This is a genomic window from Brevibacterium sp. FAM 27836, from assembly GCF_051351055.1.
GTDB lineage: Bacteria > Actinomycetota > Actinomycetes > Actinomycetales > Brevibacteriaceae > Brevibacterium.
The window spans coordinates 400,022-421,421 of the sequence record NZ_CP195711.1; the positions used below are offsets into that span (position 1 = coordinate 400,022).

At 65.3% G+C, this 21,400-nt stretch carries 17 protein-coding genes; 6 read left to right on the plus strand and 11 right to left on the minus strand.

Annotated elements, in window-relative coordinates; all coding sequences use genetic code 11:
* Positions 1-7: 7 nt before the first annotated feature.
* From ACSE4D_RS01910 to ACSE4D_RS01930, 5 genes are all read right to left on the minus strand, one after another.
* A complete protein-coding gene (locus ACSE4D_RS01910; RefSeq protein ID WP_425119483.1) occupies positions 8-1,525 on the minus strand; it encodes an NCS1 family nucleobase:cation symporter-1 in 1,518 nt (505 codons plus the stop codon).
* 199 nt (positions 1,526-1,724) lie between these two features.
* Positions 1,725-3,206: an MFS transporter gene (locus tag ACSE4D_RS01915; protein ID WP_425119484.1), complete on the minus strand. Its 1,482-nt coding sequence runs from the start codon at positions 3,204-3,206 to the stop codon at positions 1,725-1,727.
* Positions 3,207-3,314: 108 nt separating this feature from the next.
* A complete protein-coding gene (locus ACSE4D_RS01920; RefSeq protein ID WP_425119485.1) occupies positions 3,315-4,628 on the minus strand; it encodes an MFS transporter in 1,314 nt (437 codons plus the stop codon).
* 89 nt (positions 4,629-4,717) lie between these two features.
* Complete coding sequence (locus tag ACSE4D_RS01925; protein ID WP_426936465.1) at positions 4,718-6,097, minus strand: LLM class flavin-dependent oxidoreductase; 1,380 nt, start codon at positions 6,095-6,097, stop codon at positions 4,718-4,720.
* 55 nt (positions 6,098-6,152) lie between these two features.
* Entirely contained in the window at positions 6,153-7,484 is a 1,332-nt protein-coding gene (locus ACSE4D_RS01930; RefSeq protein ID WP_426936466.1) for an MFS transporter, read from the minus strand.
* Positions 7,485-7,802: 318 nt separating this feature from the next.
* On the opposite strand from ACSE4D_RS01930, the gene ACSE4D_RS01935 reads away from it, so the two are divergent.
* Positions 7,803-8,333 carry a flavin reductase family protein gene (locus tag ACSE4D_RS01935; protein WP_135538071.1) on the plus strand — a complete coding sequence of 177 codons (531 nt, stop codon included), beginning with the start codon at positions 7,803-7,805 and terminating at the stop codon, positions 8,331-8,333.
* Between the two features lie 85 nt (positions 8,334-8,418).
* Positions 8,419-9,504 carry an Rv2578c family radical SAM protein gene (locus ACSE4D_RS01940; RefSeq protein ID WP_135538069.1) on the plus strand — a complete coding sequence of 362 codons (1,086 nt, stop codon included), beginning with the start codon at positions 8,419-8,421 and terminating at the stop codon, positions 9,502-9,504.
* Between the two features lie 100 nt (positions 9,505-9,604).
* Here the strand turns inward: ACSE4D_RS01940 and ACSE4D_RS01945 are convergent, their stop codons facing one another.
* Positions 9,605-10,261: a TetR/AcrR family transcriptional regulator gene (locus tag ACSE4D_RS01945; RefSeq protein WP_425120623.1), complete on the minus strand. Its 657-nt coding sequence runs from the start codon at positions 10,259-10,261 to the stop codon at positions 9,605-9,607.
* Positions 10,262-10,475: 214 nt separating this feature from the next.
* Here ACSE4D_RS01945 and ACSE4D_RS01950 point away from each other — a divergent pair, with 214 nt between their 5' ends.
* Both ACSE4D_RS01950 and ACSE4D_RS01955 read left to right on the plus strand, forming a co-directional pair.
* A complete protein-coding gene (locus ACSE4D_RS01950; protein WP_426936467.1) occupies positions 10,476-12,869 on the plus strand; it encodes an ABC transporter permease in 2,394 nt (797 codons plus the stop codon).
* An 87-nt stretch (positions 12,870-12,956) separates the two neighbouring features.
* The gene (locus ACSE4D_RS01955) at positions 12,957-13,694 is read left to right on the plus strand and encodes an MgtC/SapB family protein (RefSeq protein WP_426936468.1); all 738 of its coding nucleotides are present in this window, start codon (positions 12,957-12,959) and stop codon (positions 13,692-13,694) included.
* Here ACSE4D_RS01955 and ACSE4D_RS01960 read toward each other — a convergent pair.
* Entirely contained in the window at positions 13,691-14,329 is a 639-nt protein-coding gene (locus tag ACSE4D_RS01960; RefSeq protein ID WP_426936469.1) for a TetR/AcrR family transcriptional regulator, read from the minus strand. The genes ACSE4D_RS01955 and ACSE4D_RS01960 overlap by 4 nt on opposite strands.
* A 92-nt stretch (positions 14,330-14,421) precedes the next feature.
* Here ACSE4D_RS01960 and ACSE4D_RS01965 point away from each other — a divergent pair, with 92 nt between their 5' ends.
* Both ACSE4D_RS01965 and ACSE4D_RS01970 read left to right on the plus strand, forming a co-directional pair.
* Positions 14,422-15,783 (plus strand): ABC transporter permease, encoded by a 1,362-nt coding sequence (locus tag ACSE4D_RS01965; RefSeq protein WP_426936470.1) that lies wholly within the window; start codon positions 14,422-14,424, stop codon positions 15,781-15,783.
* Positions 15,743-16,519, plus strand: coding sequence for a hydrolase (locus tag ACSE4D_RS01970; protein ID WP_426936471.1), 777 nt, complete (start codon positions 15,743-15,745; stop codon positions 16,517-16,519). The genes ACSE4D_RS01965 and ACSE4D_RS01970 overlap by 41 nt, the downstream gene beginning before the upstream one ends.
* A gap of 10 nt (positions 16,520-16,529) precedes the next feature.
* On the opposite strand, the gene ACSE4D_RS01975 is transcribed toward ACSE4D_RS01970, so the two are convergent.
* From ACSE4D_RS01975 to ACSE4D_RS01990, 4 genes are all read right to left on the minus strand, one after another.
* Entirely contained in the window at positions 16,530-17,681 is a 1,152-nt protein-coding gene (locus ACSE4D_RS01975) for a fatty acid desaturase family protein (RefSeq protein WP_426936472.1), read from the minus strand.
* A 113-nt stretch (positions 17,682-17,794) separates the two neighbouring features.
* Entirely contained in the window at positions 17,795-18,469 is a 675-nt protein-coding gene (locus ACSE4D_RS01980; RefSeq protein WP_436326580.1) for a response regulator, read from the minus strand.
* On the minus strand, positions 18,466-19,728 hold the full coding sequence (locus ACSE4D_RS01985) for a histidine kinase (RefSeq protein WP_425120021.1): 1,263 nt from the start codon (positions 19,726-19,728) through the stop codon (positions 18,466-18,468). The genes ACSE4D_RS01980 and ACSE4D_RS01985 overlap by 4 nt, the downstream gene beginning before the upstream one ends.
* An 89-nt stretch (positions 19,729-19,817) precedes the next feature.
* Positions 19,818-21,185 (minus strand): purine-cytosine permease family protein, encoded by a 1,368-nt coding sequence (locus ACSE4D_RS01990; RefSeq protein WP_436326581.1) that lies wholly within the window; start codon positions 21,183-21,185, stop codon positions 19,818-19,820.
* Positions 21,186-21,400: the final 215 nt, after the last annotated feature.

Genomic DNA, 21,400 nt, shown 5'->3' on the forward strand with positions numbered 1-21,400 from the left:
GCTCCGATCAGTGCTGGGTGGGGACGGCGATCTCCTCACCGTCGACCTCACGGAAGGTGAAGTCGCGGCGGGCGATGACGAAGTAGATGAGGGCGGCGATCGCGGCGCCGGAGAACCACGAGAACTCCGAGAATCCGGCGAAGGCGGGCACGAGGGCGAAGACCAGTGAGATCACAGAGGCCGGGATGAACGCGCCGATGGCTCGCCAGTTGACGCCGCGATGGTAGAAGTACTCACCGTCCTTGGCTTCCGTGTACAGCTGCGGGACATTGACCTTGGTCTTGCGAATGACCCAGTAGTCGACCATGATCACGCCGAACAGGGGTCCCAGCAGCGCCCCGAGCCCGCCGAGGAAGTAGACGATGACCACCGGTGAGTTGTAGAGGTTCCACGGCAGGATGACGAATCCGATGATTGCGGAGATGATCGCCGCGCTGCGGAAATCGAGGTGGCGCGGGAAGAGATTCGTCAGTGCGTAGGTCGGGGCGACGAAGTTCGCCATGAGGTTGACGGCGACCGTGAGCAGCAGCAGAGACAGAGAGGCGAGGGCGAGCAGAACGGGGTTGCCGATCGACTGGACGATATCGGCCGGTGAGGTGATGACGGTGCCGTCGATCTTGTACTGGGCTCCGGCGAGCGAGATGACGACGAGACCGAAGACGAGCATGTTCACCGGGATGCCCCAGAAGTTGCCGACGACGATCGACCCCTTCTTCTTCGCAGCCCGGGTGAAGTCGGAGAAGTTGAGCACGAAGGTGCCGTAGATGGCCACCCACAGGGAGCCGCCGCCGAGGATGTGCATCCACATCGGCCACCCGGACAGGGCGTCATCGGTCGACCAGGCGATGGAGAAGTCGACGCGCACGAGCATCCAGATCGCCAGGGCGAGGAAGGTGACGAGGATGATGGGTCCGGCGATGGCTTCGTAGCGTCGGATCATCTCCATGCCGTAGCTGACGATGATGACCTGGACGATCCACAGCAGGGAGAAGGAGAACCAGCCCAGGCCCGACAGACCGAGGAACTCGGCATCGGCCCACGGCTGCAGGCCCGGGATGATCGTGAGCAGCAGAACGTTGAGCACGCTCGAGGCCAGATAGGTCTGGATGCCGAACCAGGCGATGGCGACGATTCCGCGCACCGAGGCGGCCAGCTGCGCGCCGTGGACGCCGAAGGAGATCCGGCTCATCACCGGATAGGGCACGCCCGTCTTGTATCCCATGAACCCGGAGAGGGTGAGCAGGAAGAACAGCAGTGCGGCACCGACGAGCAGAGCCACGAGGATCTGCCAGGCACCGAGGCCGAGGGCGAAGAGTCCGAGCGCGAAGCCGTAGTTGCCGAGCGAGTGGACGTCGTTGGCCCACAGGCTGAAGACGCTGTACGCCGTCCAGCTGCGCCCTTCCTTCCGCGCCGGAGCAAGGTCGGCATTGTAGAACCGAGGGCTGATCCCATGCGCTGTCAGCTGTTCGGGGCTGGGCCCCAGGCGTGCGGGCTTTGCCGCCTCCGCCGTCTCGGTTTTCCTCATGCGTCCACTCCTCGGTTCCAACGCACCCCACGCTGGGATACCAAAAGTGGGAACACAGCGCTGTAGTGCCGAAATCTGACTCGTTCAGCGTAACCTGGCTCACACGCGATTGGCAATGCAGATCGCAAAGAGAAGTGTGCCGCCGAGGCAAACGGGAATGGCATACCATTCCCGTTTGCCTCGGCGGCGCGGACTGGCTTCAGGCTTCGTCTTCGACGTCCTTGGCCGTCGGGTCCCAGGCGACGACGCCGACGGCGATCGCACCGGCCAGCGGGGCACAGGCGACGATCCAGAACACGCCGGTGCCCAGCGAAGCGGCGAGGATCGGGAACATGATGAGCGAGACGATCGAGAAGGCACGCAGCACGGACTGGTTGAAGCCGATGCCGATTCCTCGCAGCCGCGTCGGATACGACAGCGTCGCGTAGTTCATGAGGTTCGCTCCCGGACCGCCGGCCTGAGCGAAGACGAAGGCCGAGAGCATGGCGACGGCGACGATGACCAGTGCCCCGTTCGGGATGCCGACGATCGCCAGCAGCCCGAGCGAAGCCGCCTGGATGATGAATCCGACGAGAGTGATCCTGCGGGTGCCGAAGCGGTTGACGATGCTCATCCCCAGCAGACCGCCGATCGTGCCGAAGCCGAGGTTGATGATCAGCGAGGAGATGATCGTGATCAGCGGCGTCTGATGGAAGAGCGTGGTGATGATGAGCGGGGTGCCGTAGGCGACGGCGTTGTAGCCGAACGTCGAGAACACGGACACGCAGAGGGCGACTATGGTGCGCACACGGTAGCGAGGAGAGAAGAGTTCGGCGAAGCCACTCCACCGTCCGCCCTTGACTGTGTCGGTCGAGGTCGCGGCCTCGCGATCCTCGGCGGGAGCGAGCTCGACATTGAGGTTGTGGTGGCTGCGCATGACTTCGACTGCTCCGCGCAGATCCCCCTGATTGGCCAGCCATTCGGGCGATTCGGCCAGGTAGCGGCGACGGACGAGGAGCACGATGAGGGCCGGTACGGCACCGAAGCCGACGACGATGCGCCACAGGATCGTGTGCTGGTCGTACGGCAGGGTGATGAAGATGATGAGCACGACGAGATAGCCGACGCCGGTGGCGAAGTACCAGGCCGGAGACCAGGCGTTGACGCGCTGTGAGCGGTTGCCTTTGCCCTTGAGTTTGGAGAATTCGGCGAGGAAGGCCATCGCCACCGGCAGGTCGAGTCCGACGCCGATTCCCATGACGAAGCGGAAGGCGATGAGCACCCACTCGTTCGGCGCCAGCGCGCAGCCGATTGCCGCGACGACGAAGAAGACCATATCGGCCATGAACAGTTTGTAGCGTCCGAACCGGTCGACGAGGTATCCGCCGAAGAGCGCGCCGATGACAGCACCGACCATGATCGAGGCATTGACGAGACCTGTCATGAAGCCGCTGAGACCGAACTGCTCTTGGATCGCGGTGATCCCGAAGGCCAGGGAGGAGAAGTCGTAGGCGTCCATGAAGATGCCGCCGAGGGCGAGGATGATGACCGCCGTCGTCTTCGTGCCCTGGGACCCGAATTCGGCGAGGACCGAGTGGATGTCGGCGGCGGAGGCCACGATCCGCGGGGGCTGGGCGGCCGATGGCGCCGGAGCTGCTGATGCTGTCTGAGCCGCGTCGGCGGCGGGATCTGTCGAAGTCACAGTCGCCAAGTATGACTCCGTCGTCGCTGAGGGTCGGTTCCGGCCGTCACACTTCGTCACCGATGCGACGAGCACGGCCGGCCCCCGCGGTTCTTCACCGACGCCGGCTCAGACGAGAGCGTGCCCGCGCTTCTCCGGAAGCAGGAACATGGCGAGGAACTGGATGACGTAGATGGTCGGCAGCAGCGCCAGTGCGAATCCGAAGCCCAGGGATCCGGCCAGCACAGCGATGACGACGGGGGCCAGGCCGCCGAGGGCTCGGCCGATGTTGAAGATGACGTTCTGGGCCGTGGCGCGGACTTCGGTCGGGTACATCTCCGCGAGCAGCGCCCCATGGCCGCCGAGCATGCCGTTGGCGAAAGCGCCCATGAAGAACCCTCCCGCGAGCAGCGCTGTCGGGTCACTGAGCTGGCTGTAGACGAGGATCGTGACGATCGCCCCGGACTGGAAGATCCAGAAGGCGGGTCGACGCCCGAGGCGGTCGGCGAACTGTCCGAAGATGAGGATTCCCGCGAGCATGCCCATCACGGTCACGCCCGTCCACAGGGAGCCCTTCGTGATGCCGAGTCCCATCTGCTCCGAGAGGTAGTTCGGCAGCCAGGTGATGATGCCGAAGTACCCGAAGTTCTGCACGCTGGTGAGGACCGTCAGGGCGAAGGTGATCGTCACTGTCTCCCGGTCTTTCGCCAGGGCGCCGATCTTCGCGGCGAAGGACTCTCGGACTGCTGCCGAGGATTCCCGCGAGGAGGCCGCGGGCCCCGCCCCGGAACCTGCCTCCTCATCGACGTCGGCTTCGGCGGTCTGCTCCTGCGCCCGGACGAAGGCCTCGGGTTCGCCGACGCCGCGGCGGACGAAGAAGACGTAGACGGCGGGGAAGAGTCCGATGACGAACAGCGCCCGCCACCCCCACCAGGCGATGACGGGAGCAGAGACGACAGCGGCAGCGAACACACCGAGCTGGAATCCCACCCCGACCCATGAGGTGGCCCGGGCACGCTGGTCGGCTCGCACCGCCTCGGCGGCCAGGGCCATCCCGATGCCGAACTCACCGCCGATGCCGATTCCGGCGACGAACCGGTACGCCGCAAGATCCCAGTACCCCTGGGCCAGGGCTGAGAGCCCGGTGAACACGGCGAAGATGAGCACCGTCCACGTGAGCACCCTGACTCGACCGTGTCGGTCGGCCAGCGCGCCGAAGACGATTCCTCCGACCACGGCGCCGAGCAGAGTGATCGTCGACAGAGATCCCGCTTCGACGTCGCTGAGTCCGAAGGAGGCGATGATGCCGGAGAGAGCGAAGCTGAGGATGAGGAGGTCGAAGCCGTCGAGTCCGTAGCCGACGGCGGCGGCGAACAGCGCCTTGCGTCGGTATCCGCGATCCTCGGCGTTGTCGGTGGTGGTCAGCGGCGTCGATGCACTCATGCGGTCTCTGTTCGGTCGACGGATCGGAAAACGGCCGCAGACCATTATGCCCCACGGCCGCTTCCGGCACCCGGCTCACTCCGTCGCGGTCAGACGCGCGCACCCTCCCCGAGGCGGTACCGAGCTCCCGTGTGATCGTCGGCCAGTCGTGGCCCGGACCCGGTGAGCTGCTCACGCACCGTGGCTCCGGCGACGGGTTCGGGCAGGAGGCCGCGGCGGCGCAGTTCGGGTGAGACGTATTTCGTGAAACGTTCGGCGTCGGCCGGTCGGACGGCGGCCGCGATGTTGAAGCCGTCGATATCAGCTTCGTCCATCCACCGCTGGAATTCGTCGACGACCGTGGCAGGCGATCCGGTGATGACCGGTCCGCGGCCGCCGAGGGCGACGAACTCCGCGAGGTCGCGAATGGTCCACGGCTTGTCTCCGGCCATGGTGGTGAAGGAGGCGAGCGCGGACTGGTTGGCATCGGTGGCCACATATTCGAGGGTGTCGTCGGGCGAGGCCCCGGAGAGGTCGACGCCGGTCCACCCGCCGAAGAGGGAGAGCGCGGATTCGGTGTCGACATAGCGGCGGTAGTCGGCCAGCCGAGCCTCTGCGGCTTCATCGGTTTCGTCGACGATGACGGTGGCCAGGGCGAAGATTTTCACGGCGTCTCGGTCCCGTCCGCGTTCCTCGAGTCCGTCACGGACCTTGTCGACCCAGCTGCGCAGGATCTGCGGTGTCGGACCGGAGAAGAAGATCGCCTCGGCGTGGTCGAGGGCGAACTCCTGTCCGCGCTTCGAGGCTCCGGCCTGGAACAGCAGCGGGGTGCCCTGCGGGCCCGGGACGGCGAGCGCCTGACCGGGCACGGTGAAGAACTTGCCGTCGTGGCCGATGTCGCGGACTTCGGCGGGGTCGACGAAGACGTTCTCCTCGGCGTCGGCCGTGAGCGCCTCGGGGGTGATCGAGCCTTCGAAGAGCTTGTACATGACTTCCATGAACTCATCGGCTCGGTCGTAGCGTTCGTCGTGCGGGATCTGCCCGTCCAGCCCGAGGTTGCGGGCGGCAGATTCGACGTAGCTGGTGACGATGTTCCATGCCACTCGTCCGTTCGTGAAGTGGTCGAGAGTGGTCAGGGTGCGGGCGAGCAGGTAGGGCTTCTCATACGTCACCGATGCGGTGATGCCGAAGCCGAGCGTCGTCGTCGCTGCGGCCATGGCGGGCACGGCGACCAGCGGGTCGAGCAGCGGGAACTGGACTCCCCCGCGGTTGGTGACATCAGCATTGCCGCCGTAGACATCGTAGACGCCGAGGATGTCGGCGAGGAACAGGGACGAGAACCCGCCTTCTTCGAGGGTCTGTGCCAAGTCGGTCCAGTAGGACAGCTGAGTGAAGTCCTCGACGCGCGATTCCGGATGGCGCCACAGTCCGGGTGACTGGTGGACGGGGGTCATCATGTCGAAGGCGTTGAGCTGGATCGGTTTCGTCATCGAGAGTCTCCTGTGTCGGTGATTCGTGGTGCTGGTGCAGATGTGTGTCGCCTGTTCAGGCCGGGGTGCGGGAGAGCTCTCGGGCCGGGTCCTTCGCCGCCACGGCGGCGATGAGCGAGAGCAGGCACAGCAGGGTGAGGTATCCGCAGATGAGCCACGGAGTGTAGCCGCCGGCGACGTAGAGCAGGGCTGCGACCATCGGCATGATTCCACCGCCGATGACGGTGCCCAGCTGGTAGCCCATGTTCACGCCCGAGTAGCGGACCTCGATGGGGAACTGCTCAGCGAACCATGCGGCCTGCGGCCCGTAGATCGCATCGTGGGCGAGGTTCATGCCGAGGATGACGATGAGGGGAAGAAGGCTCAGCGGACCTGCGTCGAGGTAGGCGAAGAAGAGCCACCCGAAGACGGCCACGCCGATGATGCCGCCGATGGTCACCGGCTTCCGGCCGAGTCGATCGGAGACCCAGCCCCAGGCCGGCCCCGTGACGAGTCCGACGCCCGAGGCGATCATCACGGCCGTCACCCCCGAGGTCGAGTCGCCGCGGTTCTCGGTCAGGTAGCTGAGCATGTAGACGGTGATGAGGTAGAAGACGCTGTTCTGCGCCAGTCGCAGTCCGATCGTGACGAGCAGGACGCGCGGGTGGGCGGTGAGGACTTCACGCAGCGGTGCCTTCGCAACCTGGCCGGAGTCCTTGAGCTCTTGGAATTCCGGGGCGTCGGAGACGCCGAGGCGGATCCACAGTCCCAAGGCGACGAGGAGGGCGGAGGCGAGGAACGGGATGCGCCAGCCGAAGGATTCGAACTGCTCCGTGCTCAGCAGGTTCTGCACGAGGAAGAAGGCGCTGGTCGCCAGCAGCATTCCCGCCGCCGAGCCGATCTGGGTGAATGAGCCGAAGAGTCCGCGCTTGCGTGCCGGTGCATGTTCGACCGACAGCAGCGCCGATCCGCCCCATTCGGCTCCGGCCGACAGACCTTGGACGATACGCAGCACGACGAGGGCCCCGGCCGCCCACCAGCCGATGGTCGCGAAGTTCGGCACCAGCCCGATGAGAGTCGAGGCGATGCCCATCGACAGCAGGGACACGACGAGGAGGGCCTTGCGTCCGACCCGGTCGCCGAGGTGGCCGGCGATGATGCCGCCCAACGGACGGGCGAAGAACCCGACCGCCAGGGTGGCGAAGGAGGCCAGGCGACTGCCGAGTTCGCTGTCGGAGGGGAAGAACTGGACATTGAAGATCAGCGCCGCAGCGGTGCCGTAGAGGTAGAAGTCGTACCATTCGATCGTCGTACCGGCGAAGGCCGAAGCCAACACCCGTTTCTTTCCCGCCAGCAGCCGCCGAGGCGGGGCCTGCGTCATCGGCTCGGTGACCGGACTCTGTGTCATGGCCTGCTCCTGTGCGCCCGAATGGGCATGTCGTATCGGTGTTCAGTGTCGGTTTCGCTGAGCAATCTATGCTTTGCGGCTCGGGGTCCGCCGTGCACGTCGTCACGACCCGACACCGTCCGTCACATGGGGTCACACGTCGTCGTCATATGACCTCGACCGCTGCATCTGGCGTCACAGTTTGCGATGATCGTCTCCGACGGCCTCACACAGGGGCCGTCACGCAGAACCGACAGTCAACCGAGCGATCCGCGCCGGAGCCCGCACTCGCGGGAAACTCCGATGAGCATTGCTCAACAGAGCAGCAGAGGTGAAGGAATGACGATCCTGGCAGACCCCACCACCACACATCCGTCGAGGGCGAACCAGGTCACCCCGGAAGCACTTCGCGAGACGTTCTCCCACTTCCCGCAGGGGGTCGCCTTCCTCGGCGCCGAAGTCGACGGGACCCCGCTCGGGCTCGTCGCCTCCACCCTGACCGTCGGCGTCTCGCTGACTCCCCCGCTGGTCAGCATCGCCGTGCAGAACTCCTCGACGACCTGGCCCACCCTGCGCCGCGCCCCGGAACTGGGCATCTCACTGCTCGGCACGGACCAGGAATCCTTGGCCCGGCAACTGGCCTCGAAGGATCGCAGCCGTCGATTCGCCGGGGTCGACCCCGAAGTCACCGCCGCCGGCGGGCTGACGATCCCGGACAGTTCGGCATTCCTCTGGACTCGCCTCTACAACGAAGTCGAAGCCGGCGACCACACCATCGCGCTGCTCGAGATCCTCGGCACCTCCAACGAGGACGGCCCCGAGGCACTGGTCTTCCACCGCAGCGCCTTCAAGGGCATGCGCACTCCCTGACACCTCCCCTGCGGCACCGGCCTCACCGGGCCGCTCGCCGGGCCTCACTCTTGACGCTCATTCGAACTCGTGTTCGAATTGGGCCATGAGGTGGAACGAACTGACCGATGACGCTGGCCCGAGTGCTCCCGACCTGTTCGGAGTGAAAGGACTCGTGCGCAGCGTGCGGACACCGGAGTTCGCCGGCATCACCTTCCACGAGGTGCTCGCGAAGTCGGCTCTGAACAAGGTGCCGAAGTCCAGCTCGATGCCTTTTGCCTGGACGGTGAATCCGTATCGCGGGTGCTCCCACGCCTGCGTGTACTGCTTTGCCCGCAACACCCACCGCTACCTCGATTTCGACCCCGGGACGGACTTCGACCGCCAGGTCATCGTCAAGATCAATGCCCCCGAGGTGCTCACCGCAGAACTCGCGAAGCCGAAGTGGACCCGCGAACTCGTCGCTCTGGGCACGAACACCGATCCGTACCAGCGCGCCGAGGGCCGATACAGTCTGATGCCCGGAATCATCAGCGGGCTGGCCGAGCACGGCACCCCGATGTCGATCCTCACCAAGGGCACGCTGCTGCGCCGAGACCTTCCGCTCCTGTCCCGCGCCGCCGAAGACGTCCCCGTGGAGATCAGCATGTCCTTCGCCGTCCACAACGACGCGCTGCAGCAGACGATCGAACCGGGCACCCCGACGACCGCCGCCCGGCTGGCCACAGTGAGGGCGGCAGCCGAACTCGGATTCGACGTCACCGTCTTCCTCATGCCGGTGATGCCCAAACTCACCGATTCGCTGGACCATCTGGACGCGGCGCTCAGAGCGATCCGAGACGCCGGTGCCGCCCGGGTCGTCTACGGGGCACTGCACCTGCGGCCGGGCGCACGCGAATGGTTCTTCGAGTGGCTCGAACGCGAACATCCCGAACTCCTCCCCCGCTACCGGCGCATGTACGCCACGTCCTCCTACGCGTCGAAGGACTACCGTCGGTGGCTCGCCGAGCGCATCAACCCACTCATTGACCACTACCGACTGCGGGGGTCGAGCGATGATGACCATCCCGCGACGCAGAAGGCACAGACGACGGGGACCCGCGGACACGAGGAGACGCAATCCGCGCCCGGGAGAAGACTCGCGATTTCACCGGCGAGCTGGACTCCCCCGCCGCAGGAAGCGCTCTTCTAATCGGAAACCGCCCCTGGAGCGCAGGCCTCCACGACCACCTGCGTCACCGGCAGGCACCGCACAGCCGTCACCCGAGGGCTCCTGCCGAACTTCGTCCCGGTCAGATCAAGGGCTTCGCAGGATAGCGGACGAGCCCGTCGGGGGCGGTCACGGGGGCGGCGAGCATGCCCGCAGCCGCATCGATGAGGAAGCGCCCGACCTGCTCCCAGGTGCCCTGGTGAGATCCCTCGGCCATCTTCTCCTCCTGGTCCGCACACACGCCGATGACCATGTGCGCGAGCAGATAGGCGCGTCCGCGCAGAACGCCTTCCGGGATGCCCTCGACCTCGCCGTTGATGAACCTGATGTCATCGGGGACGCCGAACTCGTCCATCACCGCCTTCGCGACATCGACCGCCGAGGGCACCGATCGCAGCTGGGAGAGGAACTGCGCACGCCAGCTCGGACGGGGCTGGTCGTCAAGGAGTTCGAACAGCGGACGCAGACGGCACTGAACATATTCACGGATTCCGGGCGATTCTCCCAGCTCGGCCAAGAGCGCGTCCCTGCGCTCCGCCATCTCGTCGAGGTGGCGGGTGACGAGCGCACCGAGCAGACCGTCGCGCCCGCCGAAGTGATAGGCGATCGCCGAATGATTCGCGGCTCCAGCGTAATCGACGATCCGCCGATTCGACACCGCATCGATGCCGTACCGAGCAAACAGCTCCTCGGCCGCATTGAGCAGCGCCTCGCGTGCCCTGTCACTCTGCCTGCCCATCAACCCGTCCTTCATCAGCGTCGTCGTCCCTCAGCCGAATCGCCCTTCCGAAGGAATCGGTGCGCCGCCGAGGGAGGGACCCGGCTCGGCGAGTACTGCCATCACTGTGGCAAACGGGAGGCGATTTCACAATTCTAAGTCACGTGTCTTAAACTAGTCGAGTTCAAGGTGGTCAACGGCGATCACGCGACTTCCACACATCAGGAGGACGACAGTGACCACCCCACCGCCGCGCACGCGCCGAGAGGCTCGCGAACTCGACGCGCTCGAGGATTCGAACCGGAGTTCCGCTCAACCCTCTGAGTCTGGAAACGACGACTCTGCCGCTCCCTCCGCCTCGGCGTCGGATCAGGACGCGACGGCAGCGGCCAAGCGCGCCAAGGCCGAATTCATCGGCCGCACACTTGCGATCTTCATCATGCCGCTCATCTTCGTGGGCATGATGATCACGAGCTATCTCGGCACCATGCACTCCCCCACCGCCGACGACAAGCCGGTCGTCGTGGCCGGGTCCCCCTCGAAGGCCTCGGATGTGAAGTTCGCACTCAACGGCTCGGAACCCGATGCTCTCGATGTCGACGTCGTCGACGACTCATTCACGGCCCGCCAGATGGTCTCCGATCGCGACGCCTCGGCGGCCGTCGTCGTCGACGGCAAGAAGGCGACCCTGTACACGGCCAGCGGAGCAGGCATGCAGCAGTCGACGCTGGTCACCGACCTCATCATGCCCGCCCTCCAGGATGAGGGACTCACGGTGAGCACCGAGGATCTCGCTCCGCTGCCGGACAGCGACCCATCCGGACTGGCCGCAATGTTCCTCATGACCGCGATCGTCATGGCCGGCTATCTGCCGTTCAGCGTGCTGCGGTCGAATTCCCCCGAGCTGCTCAAGTTCAAGCGCATCGTCCCGATCCTCGGCGCTTGGGCGGCCCTCATCGCCGGACTCGTCTGGACGGTGACCTGCCCGATCCTCAACGTCGTCGATGCCGAGGACACCGTCGCGGTGCTCGGCATCGCCTGGTTGGGCGTGTTCGCGATCTCCTGCGTGCAGCTGTTCATCACCCGTCTCGTCGGAGCCATGGGTGTGATCTTCGGCATCCTCTTCCTCATGGTCCTCGGAATGCCCTCATCGAATATGGCGATGCCCGTATACACGATGCCGAAGTTCTTCCGCTTCACCCACGAGTTCCTCCCGATGCCGGCGATCGGAGAGTCGCTGCGCTCCGTGCTCTACTTCAACGGCAGCGGAGTCACCGGACACCTGCTCGTGCTCGCGATCGGAGCCGTCGTCGGTCTCCTGCTGACGAAGGGCTATGACTTCCTCTCGCACCGACGCAACCCGAATCCCGAACCGCTCGACGTCAACATCCCGTCGATCCACGGCGGACGTCGCCCCGATTCGAAGGTCATCCGGTACATCTCACTGATCATCTTCCCGCTGGCGATGGTGACCATGATGATCTCGTTCATGCTCGGCGCGATGCACTCCCCGTCCCCGAAGGACATGCCCGTGGCCGTGGTCGGCTCGTCGACCGAGCAGGCTGAAGACACCATCGATGAGCTCAATGCGCAGATGGAGGGAATGTTCGACTTCACAGCACTCACCGACGAGGACGAGGCACGGGCGCTGGTGGAGAACCGGGAGGACGTCGCCGCTCTCGTACTGCCGTCCGAGGACACTCCGGAATTCGGCCTGATCGCGAATCAGGCCGGGAACAATGCGTCCTTCCGGGTGGTCAACCAGATCTTCGAGCAGGTCGCCTCGGCGCAGGACATGGACCTCACGGTCGACGACGTCAAGCCGCTGCCCGACCGAGACAAGAACGGCGTGGTCGTCATGTATGTGGCCATGGGGTGGATCCTCGCCGGATTCATGGTCATCATCGTGGCCGCGAACGCGAACCCCTGGACCCGCCCGCTCAAACGGATGATCCCGATCATCCTCATCTACGCCCCCTTCATGTCACTGGTCGTCGCTCTCATCGCCGGCCCGATCACCGGCGCGGTCGACGGCCACTTCGCGGCCCTGTGGGGTGCGGGAATCGTCGCGATTCCGTGCATCTCGATGTTCGCGATGGTCTTCGAACGGCTGATCGGGATGTTCGCCGTCATCCCCGTCATCGGCACCCTCATGTTCGCCGGTGTGCCCGCGTCGAACGGGGCCCTCTCGAAGTACATGGTGCCCTCGTTCTTCGCGACCCTGCACGACTTCCTGCCGATGGCCGCGTCGGTTGAGACGATCCGCTCGGTCCTCTACTTCGACGGCGACGTCGTCGCCGAGCATCTGCAGGTCCTCGGCCTCTGGGGCCTCGTATCCCTGGCTCTGGTGTTCCTCATCGACGGCATCAACCCCCCGCGCACGGAGCATGACTTCGGAAACCTGCACCTGGAACGCGAAAGGGAGAGGAACAAGGAGGGCCGCCAGCGTGCGCTCGAGTCGGGGCAGCACCCAGGAGAGTGGGAATCCGAGACCGTGCAGGGCTCGATCGTCGAGGACGAGGCAGCACCCGAGCCCGGCCCCTCGCACGCGCCGACCGCGGGTGACGGCCTGAAACGCCCCACCTCCGAGGCGGCCGATGAGCAGGAGCGGATCCCCTCCACCGTCTGAGCTCGGGACCGCCCACGAGCGCCTCATCGAACACGACCGACAGTCCCGGGCTGTCGGTCGTGTTCGTACCCGACTAATGTGAGGTGAATGATGAGTGTCTCAGATTTCTTCGGCTCCACGAGCCTGCAGGAAGCCGAGTTCCTTCTGGTGAGCTTCGTCCTGTGCTCCCTCATCGGATTCGAGCGGCAGTTCCGGCAGAAGAGCGCCGGCTACCGCACGCATGTGCTGGTGGGCATCGGCACCTGCGCATTCACCCTGGTCTCGGCCTACGGGTTCGCAGGAGTGCTCGAAAACGATATCCGGCTCGACCCGTCGAGGATCGCGGCGCAGATCGTTTCGGGCATCGGCTTCCTCGGTGCCGGGGTGATCTTCAAGGGTCGAAACATGGTGCGCGGCCTCACCACCGCCGCGACGATATGGGTGACCGCCGCCGTGGGCATGGCCTGCGGTGCCGGCATGCTGTCACTGGCCACGATGCTCACCGCTCTCCATCTGTTCACCCTCTTCGTCATCGCCCCACTCATCCGGCGCATCCCCGACAGCGACCACAAGAAGCTGCTGCGGATCACCTACAAAGACGGATCCGGAGTGCTGCGCGACATCCTCGGGGTAGCGAGCTCGATGGGATTCTCGAACACCATCGTCGACACGAAGCGCTTCGAGGACGAGAACGGAGTGCGGATGGTCCAGATCGACGGCAAGTTCGAAGGCAAACCACCGCTGCACCTCCTCGTTCCGCAGCTCATCGAGCTGCCGGGGGTGGACAAGGTGAGCATGCGCGAAGACCGCGTGCACTCCGTCGATGCCGACGGCGACTCCGTCTAGCGCAGACCGGGGTCGAGGGATTCCGGTGATGCACTGCATTCGAGGTGGGCGAGCATCGCCCTGAACCCGGCGCCGACAGATGCCCGCGCGCTCGGCCCGAAGACCGTGGTCTGCACGACGGCGCCTTGCATCATCGCCAGGATGGCGGGAGCCAGTTCACGGGCCCTGAGCTCCGCAGCGTCGCCGTCCATGGCTGCCGAGCGCCGGAAATAGGCTCGGAGGTAGTCCGTGAAGAACCCCAACAGAGATTCGAAGATCGTTCCTGCTATCTCCGCGAATTCCTTGTCATGGGCGGACTCGCCCCATATCTGAAGCAGGGTCGGGGCGAGGGGGTTGTCGTCGAGAAGGGAGTCGAGCAGGGGCGGAAACACCTCCCGGGGTGCCGGAACCTCCGCGGCATCGCCGAAGTCCTCAAGCTCTGCCACACGCTGCTCCATCACGCGACGCCCGACGTCGGTCGTGAGCTCGGCCTTCGAGGAATAGTAGACATAGACAGCGCCGGCGGAGAGGTCCGCCTCCTTGACGATATCAGCCATTGAGGTCCCGCTGAACCCCTTGCGGGCGATGCACGCCAACGCCGCATCCTGAATCCGCAGGCGCATCGCCTGTCTGTGCTCTTCGGTGACCTTCGGCACTGCTCCCCCCAAAAACGAACGACCATTCTTGATAAATCATACCGGAAGGCGTAAAAAGAACGAGCATTCGTTTTCGATGATTGGACACTCTCATGGCCACGAGAATTCTCCGCAGTTCGGAGAGCACGAGCCTCCCCGCCGCTGGCCGCGGCGATGACGACACTTCCGACCGCCTGTCCGCCGAGGCCGATTCGAGGCTGCCCGAGCACAGCATCGGGCGCGCGATCGGTATCGCCGTATTCGCCGCGGCGATCGTCAGCCTCATCCTCCTCGCCTTCAGCTGGCCGACCGTCACCTCGGATCCGAAGGATCTGCCGATCGCCGCGGTCGGAGATCAGGAGCAGATCGACGAAGTGACCGAAAACGCACCGGACGGGATGCTCGATCTCAAGGACGCCGATACCCGGGCCGAGGCCGAGACGATGATCCGAGACCGGGACGTCTACGGCGCCCTCGTCCTCGGCGACGAGCCGGAGATCCTCGTCTCATCAGCGGCCTCGCCCGCTGTCGCGCAGCAGCTGCGGGCGATGGCCTCGACGATGCAGCAGCAGATCGACAAGCAGGCGATTTCGGGCATGCAGCACGGGCTTGAGCAGATGCAGGACGCACTCAAGGCGGCCTCACAGCCTGGCGCCGGAACACAGCCCGGACAGCCGAGTGAGGGGCCGCAAGCCGACCGGCAGCCCGCCGATGCCTCGGCGATCGAGGTTCCTCAGGTCGAAGTCACCGATGTCGTGCCGCTGTCCGATGAGGATTCGACCGGGGCGGGACTGGCCATCGCCGGGCTGCCGCTGACCATCGGCGGCATCATCGGAGGCGTGCTCACCTGCATGCTCGTCCACTCGCGACGGATGCGGGCGGTCGCCGTCGTCGTCTACGGAGCCGTCGGCGGTCTGGCACTGACCCTCATCCTCCAGTCGTGGTTCGGAATCCTCCAGGGCAGCTTCGGGCTCAATGTCCTCGCCGCCGGTCTCGCAGTCGCATCGACTGCAGCACTCATCAACGGATTCGTCTCACTCATCGGGACGACCGGCATCGCTGTGGGTGCGATCCTCACGATGTTCATCGGCAACCCGATCTCATCGCTGCAGCAGCCGAAGGAGTTTCTCGTCGGCGCCTGGGGCGATATCGGGCAGTTCTTCGTACCGGGTGCGGCGGGCACGCTTCTGCGCGATCTCTCCTATTTCCCCGACTCGCCCATGGCGACGCAGTGGTGGGTGCTCCTCGGATGGTTCGCCCTCGGCATCGTCCTCATCATCGTCGGCCATCTCCGCGCGCATGCGAAGAAGCTCAGCGGTCCTGGGACTATCCTCGTGGACAGCGGCAACGGGGACTATCCTCGAGACAGGAGGTGGCACGGAGATGAGCGCACTGACCGATGTGACGATCTGCAGGACCTGCGGGGTGGAGACGATGACTCCTCTGCCGCAGCAGTGTCCGATCTGCGCCGATGAGCGCCAATGGATGCCCGATCAGGGACAGATCTGGACGACCCGTGAACAGCTCGAGTCCGAGGGCCACCGCGTCTCCATCTCCGAACGCGAGCCCGGACTCTATGCGCTGCGGGTCGAGCCGAAGCTCGGCATCGGCCAGACCTGCTACCTCGCGCAGACCGCTGAGGGGAATCTCCTCTTCGATGTCCCTCCGTACATCGACGCCGAGGCCGTCACTGCGGTGGCCGAGCTCGGCGGAGTGCAGGCCATCGCGGCCAGCCACCCGCACATGTTCGGACTCCAGCTCGAGTGGAGTGCCGCGTTCGGTGCGGCACCCGTCTTCGTCTGCCGAGCCGATGCCGAGTGGCTCCAGCGCACAGATGAGAGGATCTGGAAGTACTATCACGAGACCCGACCACTGCCCACAGTCACTCTGCAGCGCGTGGGCGGACATTTCGCCGGCAGCGCGATCGCACTATGGCGCGGCCACGACGGTGTCGGGGTCATGCTCAGCGGCGATTCGATCGGTCCCGTGGCCAAGCAGGGATGGGTGACCTTCATGCGCAGCTTCCCAAACTATCTGCCGCTGTCGGCGAATGTCGTCCGACGCATCGCCGCCTCGGTGGCGGATCTCGATTTCGATCGGATGTACGGCAACTTCGGCCAAGTCATCTCGGCCGGGGCGCATTCTGCGGTCCAGACCTCGGCGCAGCGCTATGCCGCGTGGGTCTCCGGCGCCCACGACGACCTCACCTGAGGCCGGGTGCTCAACGTGAGCGGAACTGCGCGGTGACCGGGCAGTCGAAGGGATCCGCCTGGCCGAGACCAACTCGGTTGAGGTAGCGGACGATGATGCCGAAGGACTCGAACAGCGTCGTCTCCGTGTACTTGATGCCCTTCTCACGGCAGTACTCGCGAACCATGGGCTGGACCTTGTGCAGGTTGACGCTCGGCATGCTCGGGAACAGGTGGTGTTCGATCTGGTAGTTGAGTCCGCCCATGAGGAAGCCCATCGGGCGTCCACCGGAGATGTTGCGTGACATGAGTGTCTGACGGCGCAGGAAGTCGATCTTGACGTCTTTGGGAACGATCGGCTGGCCCTTGTGGTTGGGGGCGAAGGAACCGCCCATGTGGATGCCGAAGACCGCGAGCTGGACGAGGAAGAACACGCTGCCGACCACGGGACCGGCGGCCCAGATCGCGAGGGCGGGAAACCCGATGATCCGAACGGCGATGAGGATGCCCTCTGTCCAACGACGCTTGATCGATGACTGTCCCTTGAGGATGGCCTGGACCGACTGCACATGCAGCTGCAGTCCAGCCAGAGTCAGCAGCGGGAAGAAGGCCCATCCCTGCCGAGCGGCGAACCATTTGGCGAAGCCGGTGCGCTTCTGCGCATCTTCGGCCACGAACACGAGAGTTCCCGGTGCGATGTCGCCGTCGACACCGGCCTTGTTCGGGTTGGCGTGGTGGAGAGCATTGTGCTTCTTCAGCCACCAGCCGTAGCTCAGCCCGATGAAGAGGTTGCCGATGATCGTCGACACCCACTCCCCCACCTTGCCGTTGGTGAAGATCTGACGGTGGGCAGCATCGTGGGCGACGTAGGCCGTCTGGGTGAACAGCGCGCCGAAGTAGACCGCGGTCGCGATCTGCCACCAGCTGTCGCCGAGCAGGAAGAGCACGGCGAAGCCGACGATGTAGGCCACTGCGAGGAGGCTGAATCGCAGCACGTTCCAGCCCGGGCGCCGGGCCAGCAGTCCGGCCTCTTTCACCTGGGCCATGAGCGCGCTGAAGTCGCTGGTGAATTCCTGCTCCGCGGTGCCGCGCTTGGCACGCCTCCGTTCGAGCACCTCGGCGCGGGCGGCGGGATTCGCGGCCGGCGTCGGGAGGGAGGTGGTGAGCATGTCGGAGGAGTTCATATCCTCAACGCTATAGTGCGCTGCCTGCCTGCGCGTCACCCTACGGTGCCGTTTCGGCCCCCTACCCGGGTAGGGGGTGACAGCAGGGGACTGTGGAACCTCGGAACTCGGACTCAGCTGCCGGGAACGACGAGACCTGATTCGTAGGCTGCGATGACGGCCTGGGCCCGGTCGCGAGCGTCGAGTTTGTACAGGATGCGGGAGACGTGCGTCTTCACGGTCTGCACGGCGATGACGAGTGCACCGGCGATCTCGGTATTGGATTCCCCGCGGGCGACACGCACGAGGATCTCCCGCTCGCGATCGGTCAGGTCCGGCAGTTCTGCGAGGTTCGGCGGCTGAGGCGTCTGTGGGATCGTTGCGAAGTGTTCGATGACCCGTTTCGTCACGCTCGGGGCGAGCAGGCCCTCGCCGGAGGCGACGATGCGGACTGCCTCGGCGAGTTCATCGGGTGGAGCGTCCTTGAGCAGGAATCCGCTGGCGCCGGCCCGTATCGCATCGAAGACGTAGTCGTCGATGTCGAAGGTGGTGAGCATGATGATCCGCGGTCCCGTCGCCGAGGTGGCCGGGGAATCCGCGACGATCGTCCGGGTCGCTTCGATGCCGTCCATCGTCGGCATCCGCACGTCCATGAGGACGATGTCCGGCCGCTGCTCGGCAACCAGCGCCACGCATTCGCGACCGTCGTGGGCCTGGCCGACGACATCGAGGTCGGGGTGGGCGTCGAGCAGCGCTGCGAACCCCGCCCTGACCATGGCCTGGTCATCGGCGATGATGATGCGGATCATGCGCGCTCGTCTCTCTTCGATTGGGGTTCGGTCAGGCTCAGGGGCAGCACCGCTTCCACTTCGAACCCGCCCGTGCCGGTTTCGCCGCTGCGGATCTCGCCGCCGACGGAGCCGGCGCGTTCGCGCATCCCCACCAGTCCCTGCCCGCGGTGCGATTCGTGCTGGGCGACCTCGCTGGGACCGTCGCCCCGAGTGTTGGTCACCGATATCCGCACCGCACCGCCGCCGCTGCCGATGCGAATGGTGATGTGCGAGTTCCGAGCGTGCCGGATGGCGTTGCTCAGCGCTTCTTGGATGATGCGATAACCGGCGAGTCCGGTGCTTTCGCGCAGCTGAGCCTCGACCGGTTCTCCGCTGCGTTCGAGGGATACGTGGACCCCGGCGTGACGGGCATGGTCGACGAGGGCCTCGACGTCGGAGAGTTTCGGCTGCGGGGCGAGCTCGTGGGTCGAATCATCATTGCGCAGCACGCTGAGCAGACCGCGCATCTCGGTCAGCGCAGCACGGGCCGAGGTCGAGATGTCTTCGAATTCCTTTGTCACGTCCGCGTCGATGCCGGGATGGCGGAATGGTGCACTGGAGGCTTGGATGTTGATGATGGACATGCTGTGGGCGACGATGTCGTGCAGCTCGCGGGCGATCCGGGCCTTCTCCTCGATGGTGACGCGCTTCGAGTGCTCTGCTGCCGTGTTCTCCTGCTCCTGCAGGAGTTGGGAGCGGATGAGATTCCACTGCTGAACGACCACGGCCGCGACGTAGATTCCCCCGGCGATGCAGGCGTAGATCATGATGTTGATGATCGCGGAATCGGAGGATTCGTGGCCAAACAGCCAGCGCCCGATCACCACAGCCAGGACGGATGCGCCGATGCTGCCGAGCACGGCGGAGAGAGCGATGCCCCAGTGCGCCCGAAGACCGATGATGAGGATGACGAGGATCTGCGTGATCAGCGCGGGCACCATCCACGGCCAGGGGGCTCCGGAGATGTGGGACGCGACCAGCGGCAGGGCGGCGCAGGCGAAGGACGAGAGGATGGCCCCGAAGAGCGGACGGAGCATCGACAACGGCATCGTGCCGGCATGGATGAGGCTGAGGCCGAAGGCCAGAGCCACGGGCGCTTCGTAGATGCCGACCGCGATCGAGGATTCGATGGCGACCATGCCGATCGCGGTGATGACGACGGCGATCCATCCCAGAGCCGCAGGGTTGAGCCGGCGGTTCGCGGGCAGGAACCGACCGAACATCTGGTTGACGACCATAGGCAGCGGCTCCCTCCGTGCTTCCGGTCGACTGCTGTGATCAGCGAACCTGGCGCGCTCTTGTCACCGACAATAGCAAACAGCGGGCCTCAGCCGCTGATGCGTGCCAGGTGTCCCGCCTCGGCGCCGGCGAACCGGGCGCGACTCGACCATGACAGTCCGAGGTAGAGGAGGAACGAGATGAAGAACGATGGGATGGTCGCCCCGGTCGGACTCGGAAAGACGTAGGTGAGCAGGTAGGACACGCACGCGCCGATGACCCACACGCCGACGGCGACCCAGTTGATTCCGCGGGCATAGGCGTAGAGTCCCCCGGAGTCGCGGAGGATGTCCCGGGTGTAGACCCCGCGTTTGATGATGTAGTAGTCGACGATGAGGATCGCGAACACGGGGACGAAGAAGGCGCCGATCATGGTGAGGAAGTCCGTGTACTGGTCGAGCAGCGCCAGCCAGGTCGACCCGATCACCGAGATCGCGCCGAGGACGAGTGCCACCGGCAGGAACTTCAGCTTCGTCCTGCGCTGCGCTCCGACGACGGAGTTGACCAGTCCGTAGACCACCATGGTGTTCGTCGCCATCACGGACAGGAAGATGACGATCGCCAGGGCCCATCCGAACTCATCGGCGAGCGCCGTGGGGTCGAAGGGTGCCGGCGCACCCTCGTCGATGAGGATGAAGGTGAAGGCCGTGAGGCCGAGGAGCATTGCCAACACGGTCGAGGTGATGTAGCCGAGTCCCGAACCGACGATCCCCGAGCGCTGACTGCCGGCCAAGCGGTTGAGGTCGCCGGAGAGCACGGTCCATGAGATCGCGGTGGAGATGACGATGTCCAGGGCGAGGACCGGGGTGAAGCCGAGGCCCGGGTCCTTCTCGATCTGCAGATACTCTGCGGTCGAATGGCCGGTGAACGCGACAGCGAACACATAGGCCATGACGAGGAGGATGAGGAGGGCGAACCAGGGCTCGGCCTTCTCGATGCCTTCGTGCCCGAGGATCGCCAGGCCCACGACGAGCGCCTGACAGAGGACGGAGAAGAGGATCGGGTTCGAGAATCCCGTGGTCTGAGCGACGACGTAGTCGACGCTGATTCCTGCGAGCATGGCCTGCACCCAGCTCCACCCCATGAGGATGATGACATTCGCCGCCACCGGCAGATAGCTGCCCTTGGCGCCGAAGGCTCCGCGGGTGATAGCCATAGTGGCGAGCCCGGTGCGGGTGCCGATGTTGCCGATGAGGGTGAGCACGATCGTGCCGAGGACCGTGCCGAGGACGATGACGACGACCGCGGTGGAGAAGTCGACGCCGGGGACGAACAGCGTGCCGGTGAGCATCGTGGTCACGACGAGGTTCGCGGCCAGCCAGATCATGAACATCCGTCTCCCGCTCAGGGTGCCGCGGATGACACCGGAATCCTGCCCGGTCTCCAGGCGGTTCTCGAGTCGGCGGTACCAGCTCACTGTGCGGCCTCCTCGGTGCCGGTGGCCGAGACCGTCGTGAGCACATCGTGCTCGTGAGGTTCTGTGTGGCCATGGTCCCGGCGGTCGGCGCAGGCCGGTGTGGATTCGTTCATGGTCGACGGCGACCTTTCGCAGGCGGAGGGACAGTGGACGGCGCGCGGATCCGGTGGGTCTCACGCACGTTCGGATGAGGCTGACTGCCACACTAACGAGTT

Bases quoted from the DNA above. Each gene is read 5' to 3' on its own strand.
- ACSE4D_RS01920 (WP_425119485.1), bottom strand. From the start codon at position 4,628: ATGAGTGCATCGACGCCGCTGACCACCACCGACAACGCCGAGGATCGC.
- ACSE4D_RS01980 (WP_436326580.1), bottom strand. From the start codon at position 18,469: ATGATCCGCATCATCATCGCCGATGACCAGGCCATGGTCAGGGCGGGG.
- ACSE4D_RS01975 (WP_426936472.1), bottom strand. From the start codon at position 17,681: ATGAACTCCTCCGACATGCTCACCACCTCCCTCCCGACGCCGGCCGCG.
- ACSE4D_RS01930 (WP_426936466.1), bottom strand. From the start codon at position 7,484: ATGACACAGAGTCCGGTCACCGAGCCGATGACGCAGGCCCCGCCTCGG.
- ACSE4D_RS01985 (WP_425120021.1), bottom strand. From the start codon at position 19,728: ATGGTCGTCAACCAGATGTTCGGTCGGTTCCTGCCCGCGAACCGCCGG.
- ACSE4D_RS01940 (WP_135538069.1), top strand. From the start codon at position 8,419: ATGAGGTGGAACGAACTGACCGATGACGCTGGCCCGAGTGCTCCCGAC.
- ACSE4D_RS01970 (WP_426936471.1), top strand. From the start codon at position 15,743: ATGACTCCTCTGCCGCAGCAGTGTCCGATCTGCGCCGATGAGCGCCAA.
- ACSE4D_RS01935 (WP_135538071.1), top strand. From the start codon at position 7,803: ATGACGATCCTGGCAGACCCCACCACCACACATCCGTCGAGGGCGAAC.
- ACSE4D_RS01945 (WP_425120623.1), bottom strand. From the start codon at position 10,261: ATGGGCAGGCAGAGTGACAGGGCACGCGAGGCGCTGCTCAATGCGGCC.
- ACSE4D_RS01965 (WP_426936470.1), top strand. From the start codon at position 14,422: ATGGCCACGAGAATTCTCCGCAGTTCGGAGAGCACGAGCCTCCCCGCC.
- ACSE4D_RS01910 (WP_425119483.1), bottom strand. From the start codon at position 1,525: ATGAGGAAAACCGAGACGGCGGAGGCGGCAAAGCCCGCACGCCTGGGG.
- ACSE4D_RS01925 (WP_426936465.1), bottom strand. From the start codon at position 6,097: ATGACGAAACCGATCCAGCTCAACGCCTTCGACATGATGACCCCCGTC.
- ACSE4D_RS01955 (WP_426936468.1), top strand. From the start codon at position 12,957: ATGATGAGTGTCTCAGATTTCTTCGGCTCCACGAGCCTGCAGGAAGCC.